Source organism: Streptomyces calidiresistens (genome assembly GCF_014141525.1).
GTDB lineage: Bacteria > Actinomycetota > Actinomycetes > Streptomycetales > Streptomycetaceae > Streptomyces > Streptomyces calidiresistens.
Genome location: NZ_VKHS01000296.1, coordinates 1 through 6075, shown reverse-complemented (window position 1 = coordinate 6075; position 6075 = coordinate 1). Strand labels below are relative to the sequence as shown.

4 protein-coding genes are annotated in these 6075 nt (G+C 73.6%); 2 read left to right on the top strand and 2 right to left on the bottom strand.

All coding sequences use genetic code 11. The features are described from left to right. Positions 1-262: 262 nt before the first annotated feature. A complete protein-coding gene (locus tag FOE67_RS13720) occupies positions 263-1546 on the bottom strand; it encodes a VanZ family protein (protein WP_182664051.1) in 1284 nt (427 codons plus the stop codon). Between the two features lie 274 nt (positions 1547-1820). Here FOE67_RS13720 and FOE67_RS13715 point away from each other — a divergent pair, with 274 nt between their 5' ends. Both FOE67_RS13715 and FOE67_RS13710 read left to right on the top strand, forming a co-directional pair. Then, complete coding sequence (locus FOE67_RS13715; RefSeq protein WP_182664049.1) at positions 1821-2699, top strand: MEDS domain-containing protein; 879 nt, start codon at positions 1821-1823, stop codon at positions 2697-2699. Beyond that, a complete protein-coding gene (locus tag FOE67_RS13710; protein ID WP_182664047.1) occupies positions 2696-3676 on the top strand; it encodes a sensor histidine kinase in 981 nt (326 codons plus the stop codon). Before FOE67_RS13715 ends, FOE67_RS13710 begins: the two co-directional genes overlap by 4 nt. A 24-nt stretch (positions 3677-3700) precedes the next feature. On the opposite strand, the gene FOE67_RS13705 is transcribed toward FOE67_RS13710, so the two are convergent. After that, positions 3701-6075: SpoIIE family protein phosphatase (locus FOE67_RS13705; RefSeq protein WP_182664045.1), on the bottom strand; the 2375-nt coding region annotated here is incomplete at its 5' end.

Genomic DNA, 6075 nt, shown 5'->3' with positions numbered 1-6075 from the left:
CGACGCGGCGGGGTCGCCCCCGTCCCCCGCCGGGTCGCCCGGCCCGTCGGCCGCGCTGCACGCCGCGGTGAGGGCGAGCAGAACCGTCGTCGTGAACGCCGTGACCGTCCGTCGGATCCTCATGGGGGCACAGCCTGCCCCGAATCGGCACGGGGGTCATCGGAGGGGACCGCACCTCCCCGGAATCTCCCGATCCCTCTCGCGGTCTCCCCGGGAGCGGCCCGGCGGCGGAGGGCCCGTTCGGAAGTCGAACGCGCCGCGGTCACCGCCGGGCGGACGGTCCCACCGGCCTCTCCCCCGTCGTGTCGCGCGGCTCGGGGGGCGTGTGGTCCACGCCTCCCCCGCCGTTCGCGGGGGTGGGCCCGTCCGTCCCGGGCGGTGGGGCGACGGTGCGGGCGGCCCGGCGTTCGCGACGGGTGGGCACGGCCAGGTTGACGGTGTCGGTCCAGCGCTCGTACGGCGCCCGGCGGTCGCCCCGCACCAGGACGGCGAACGGCGACCACACCCACACCAGCACCCCGGCGACCGGGAGCAGGAAGGGCAGGACGCGGCCCACCGGTTCCGGCAGCCCGACCGGGAGCACCCCCGTGTGGTCGGCGGCCCACCACCACAGGAGGGCGAACGGCGAGTACAGCAACCACATCCGCACGGTGATCCGCCGGAAACCGGCCCGTCGTCCGCCGGGACGTTCCACCCGCAGCAGCACGGCCCGTTTGCCGGGGGTGGTGCGCAGCAGCGCGGGCAGCAACCAGAACCACACCAGGCCGATGCCGGCGGCGAGCAGCAGGGCCCAGCGACGTCCCGTGGCGAGGTCCACCGGGCCGAAAACGGCGAGCAGACCGGTGATCACCGTCCACACCACCAGGCACCCCGCCACGTCCAGCAGGTACGCCAGGGCACGTCGGGTGAGGGTGATCCGGTTGCCGTACCGCAGGCGTTCGACCTTCGGATCGTTGACGGGGAGACGACGACCCAGCGGGCCGGCGAGGAACCATCCGATGACCGCCCCGAGGGTGTTGAGCGTCAGGTCGTCCACGTTGAACTGCCGGTAGGGGCAGGAGTAGAGGTACCACAGGCCGGTGTACTGGGTGGTCTCGAAGAACAGCGAGGTGCCGAGGGCGATGAGGCCGGAGGCGAGGAGGCCACGACGCAGGTGGTAACGGAGGTAGACGCCGAGGGGCAGGAGCAGGACGAGGTTCAGCAGCGTGGTCCAGGTGGGGGCCAACCCCACCAGATTCGTCGGTGACCAGTCACCGTCGGCGGCCGTCGCGACCGTGTGCCGGAAGGCGAAGGGCTCCAGTTGCGGGGCGGCGGCGTAACGGGTGACGAGACAGTGCGCGTCGGTGTCGGCCGGCAACGGCATCAGGGTCTGCAACAGCGCGGCGACCAGGTAGAAGACGAAGCTGTAGAAGACGAGGACCGACCAGCCCCCGGCTCGGCCACGCCGCCGGTAGCCGCGAACGGCCACGGGAATCATGATCACGGCGACGACGACGGGGAAGATCAGGACCGCCGCCTCGACGGGCAGCAGGTAGGTACGGAACACGGTGGTGCTTTCTGCGGGACTGCCCGGGCGGGAACGAACGGGACGGGCGGGAACGAACAGGAACGGGACGGGCGGGGCCTTCCGCCCCGCCCGGCACGACGCGATACGACACGACCGACGAGGTGGCTTCCCCCGCGGACCGGAGTGGAAACCGGCCGGTGACCGGGGAGGGATGGCCCCTGCCCGGGTCCGGGGCCATCCCTCCCCTGCGGCCAAGTGATTTACACTGGTGTGTCGCGTATCCGGCGTCCCTCCCCGAACGGAAGGCCCGCGCATGACCCGCACAGCCGTCGCGGGACCCGGTGGCGCCCGGCCCCGGGGCACCCACCTCAGCGCCGTGTTCTCGGACGACGCCGCCCGGGACGCCCACGTGGTCGACTTCCTGCGTCCGGCCTTCGAGCGCGGGGAGCGGATGGAGTACTTCACCGAGGACACCCCGGCCGATACGGTCCTGCGGGTTCTCGAGGAACACGGCCTCGACGCGTCGGGCGCCCTGGATCGGGGGCAACTGGCGGTGGTGACGGCCCGGGACGCCTACCTCTCCGAGGGTCCCTTCGACCCCGATCGCATGGTGGAGCAGTGGCACCGGGCCGTGCGGGAGGCGGAGCGGGCCGGTTTCGGCGGCCTGCGGGCGATCGGCGAGATGTCCTGGTACGACCGGGGGCTGCCCGGCGCCGAACGGCTCCTGGAGTACGAGCTGCGAATCCACCGGGAGGTCTTCGCGCGGTTGCCCTCGCTGGCCGCGCTGTGCCTGTACGACCGCCGGTTGATGACCGACTCCGATGTGGCCCTGCTGGACGGCATCCACCCCGAGCACCAACGGCTCGGGAAGGAGGACCTCCCCCGGCCGACCCTGCGGGTCACCTCTCTGGTGGACCGGCCCGGCATCGCCCTGTGCGGAGAGGTGAACCACGCGGTCCGGCACGTGGTGGCCGGTGCGGCCGCGGCGCTGGCACGTCCCGGCGGCGAGGTGGTCGAGCTGGACCTGTCGGAACTGGAGCACATCGACCTGGACGGGACGGTCCGGCTGGTGACCGCCGCGACCCGGGAACCGGGCCGCCGGCTCGTGGTGGTCGATCCGCCGCCGTCCCTGCTTCGGCTGCTGGACATCTTTCCCGAGCTGAACGCCGCGCTGGAGGTCGTGTCCCGATGACGAGAGGCACAGCCGCCGCACCCGGCGGAAGACGAGTCGACTCCTTCACCCATCCCGCCTTCTTCTACCACGGCGAGGCCGGTTTCCTCGCGGGCGTCGGGGCGTTCGTCCGGGGCGGGGTGGAGAACGGGGAGCCGGTTCTGGTGGGGGTGCCGGAACGGCGGGAACGGCTGCTGCGCGACGCCCTGGGGGCGCTGGCCCGGGAGGTGACCTGGTTCGCCCCGGGGCCGTCCGGCGCCAATCCCGGCCGGGCGCTGTCGGCGTTCCGGGAGTTCGTCGACCGGTATCCGACGCGCCGACCCCGGGTGGTGGGTGAGCCCGTGTGGCCCGGACGGGACGCCGAGGAGGTGCGCGAGGCGATGCGCCACGAGGCGTTGATCAACCTGGCCCTCGCCGGGAGCGCGGCGTGCGTGCTGTGCCCCTACGACACGTCCTCGGTGCCCACCGCGGTGCTGGCGGACGCGCGTCGTGCCCACCCGACGGTGCTGGAGGGACGGGAGCACCGGCCGAGCCCGTGGTACACCGGGCGGCGGGAACCGGACGCGCCGCTGGCGGAACCACCGGCCGGGGCGATCTCGCTGCCCTACGACGAGGAGGGGCTGGGTTCGGTGCGGGCCGTCGCCGAGCGCTGGGCCCGGGAGGTGGGTCTGGTCGGCGAACGTCGGACCGACCTGGTGCTGGCGATCGCCGAGGCCACGACCAACTCGGTACGGCACGGGGGCGGCGCCGGGGTGCTGCGCCTGTGGGTCGAGGGCTCCCGGGTCCGGGCGGAGACGCGCGACGCGGGACGACTGGCGGATCCCCTGGCCGGGAGCAACCGCCCCGACCCGTTCTCGGCGAGCGGGGGACGGGGACTGTGGATGATCAACCGACTGTGCGACCTGGTGCAGATGCGGTCCCTTCCGGACGGCCTGGTGATCAGGATGACCATGGCGCTCGAACCTCCCGGCGTTCCGCCCCCGCCCCGGCGGGGGTGACCCGGGGCGGGGACGGAACGCGGCTCACCGATCGATCCGCACGTGCGCGTCCACGGTCGTCCCGTCCTCGTCCGACTCGACGGTCACCCGTTCCGCCAGCCCCCGGATCAACCGCAGGCCGCGCCCCCGGTGGGCCCCGGGGTCCGGACGGGGAACCCGCCAGGTCCCGCTGTCCGCGACGGTCAGGTGGATCTCCCGCGCGGTGGCCCGGGCGGTGAGGCGCACGGCACCCCCCGGGGTGTGGCGATGACCGTGCTCGACGGCGTTGGCGCAGGCCTCCCCCGCGACGACCAGGATCCGCTGGATCGACCGGCGCTCCAGTTCCAGCTCGGTCAGCCAGGCGCGCAGGGCGGCCCGCACCCCGGCCAGACGGGCGGATTCCGCCGGGAAGGTCACCTCCAGGGGACGGGCGTGACGGTAGAGCAGCATGGCCACGTCGTCCCGGTAACCGGCCCCGGAGAAGGGGGCGGCCGCCCCACCGTCCTCCTCCGGGGAGGGTTCCAGCCCTCTCATGACCGCGTCGGCCAGCTCCTGCAACGGGGCGTCGAGGTGGTCCGCCACCACCGCGGCGGCCCGCTCGATGCCGACGTCCAAGGGGTGCCGGCGGCGTTCCACCAGGCCGTCCGTGTACAGCAGCAGCACGGAGGTGGGCGGCAGGGTCCGTTCGGCCTCCGGTCGGGGATGATCGGGGCGCACCGCCAGCGGGGTGGAGCGCCCGCCCTCCAGCAGGTCGTGTCCGCCGTCCGGACGGACGAGGATGCCCGGTGGGTGACCGGCGCTGCTGTACACCAGCCGCCCGGTGTCCGGCTCCAAGACCCCGCAGAAGACGGTGGTGCAGATGGCACCGGGCACGAGGGCGGCGAAGCGGTCGAGTGCGGTCAGGGTCCGGGCGGGTCCGGTGGACTCCAGCAGCAGGGCGCGACAGGCGCTGCGCAACTGTCCCATGACGGTGGCCGCCTCCAGTCCGCGGCCCACGCAATCGCCCACCACGATGCCGATGCGGCCGTCGGGCAGTTCGACGGTGTCGTACCAATCGCCGCCGACCTGCAGGGGACGGGCGGCGGGTTCGTAGCGGACGGCGAAGCCGTCGGGCAGGTGGTCGGGCCCGAGGATGGCCCGCTGCAGTCCCAGGGCGGTCTCGCGGTGTTGCTCGAAGGTGTGGACGCGGTGCAGGGCCTGTCCGAGCCGTCCGCCCAGGACGGCGAGGAGGGTGGTGTCCTCGGGGCCGAGGGGGCGGTGGGGGGCCGGTTCGATCCACAGCGCGAGACGTCCACCCGGATGGTCGAGGGTGATCCCCACCCCCGTGGGATCCCGGGTGGTCACCGGGCGCAGGGGGACGGTGTCGTAGAGCCCGACGACGGCTTTCTCCAGTGGTCCCCCCGGGGAGCCGTCCCCGCTGTCCCTCCCGCGCCGGTCCGGGGACACCGGCGGGTTTTCCCCATCGGTGGGGGGGTCCTGCTCCGGCACGGAGGCGATCCGCCGCACCCAGCCGGTCTCGTCGCGGTGGGCGGCGATGATGCGGCGGGCGTGCCACAGGTCGCGTAGTTCCTCCATCGCGACGCGCAGGGCCTCCTCGGTGCCGGACGCCTCGGCGAGCCGGATGCCCAGCGCGGCCATGGCCGCCTCGCGCTGGGCGGTGAAGCGTTCCTCGGTGATGTCGCGCAGGGTGCCGACCACCAGACGGCGCCCGGTGTCGGGGTCGCGCACCTCCTTGAATCCGACGGCCACCCACAGCAGGTGGCCGTCACGGTGCACGACGGGGGTCTCGTGGTGTCCCTCGGCCCCGTCCCGGAGCCGGGCGAAGGTCTCGGCGGCGATCCGGTGCTCCTCGGGGTGCCGCCGGGTCCCCGGCCACCAGGGGTGTTCCGGCGGGTAGGGCAGACCGCCCGGACCGTAGCCGAGCAGATCGGTGAAGGCGGCGTTGATCTCGATGACGGCGCCCTCCTCGTCACAGACGAAGAAGGCCTCCTGGAGGGAATCGATCAGGGCCGCCCGCCAGTGCGCGTGATGGTTGCGCAGCCGGGCCAGTTCCACGTTGGTCCGGACCCGGGCGCGCAGTTCGCCGGCCGAGAACGGTTTGACCAGGTAGTCGTCCGCGCCCGCCTCCAGTCCCTCGATGGAGGCCTCCTGGCCGGCACGCGCCGACAGCAGCAGGACCGGCACGCCGGCGGTGCGCGGATCGGCGCGCAGGGCGGCGACGAGCCGGAGGCCGTCCATGCGGGGCATCATGACGTCGCTGACGACCAGATCCGGGGGGTCCGCTCGGACGGCTTCCAGCGCGGCGAGGCCGTCGGGGACGGCGGTGACCCGATGCTCCTCGCGCAGCAGACCGGTGAGGTAGTCGCGCATGTCGCCGTTGTCGTCGGCGATCAGGACCCGACTGGCGGTGGGGGGAAAGG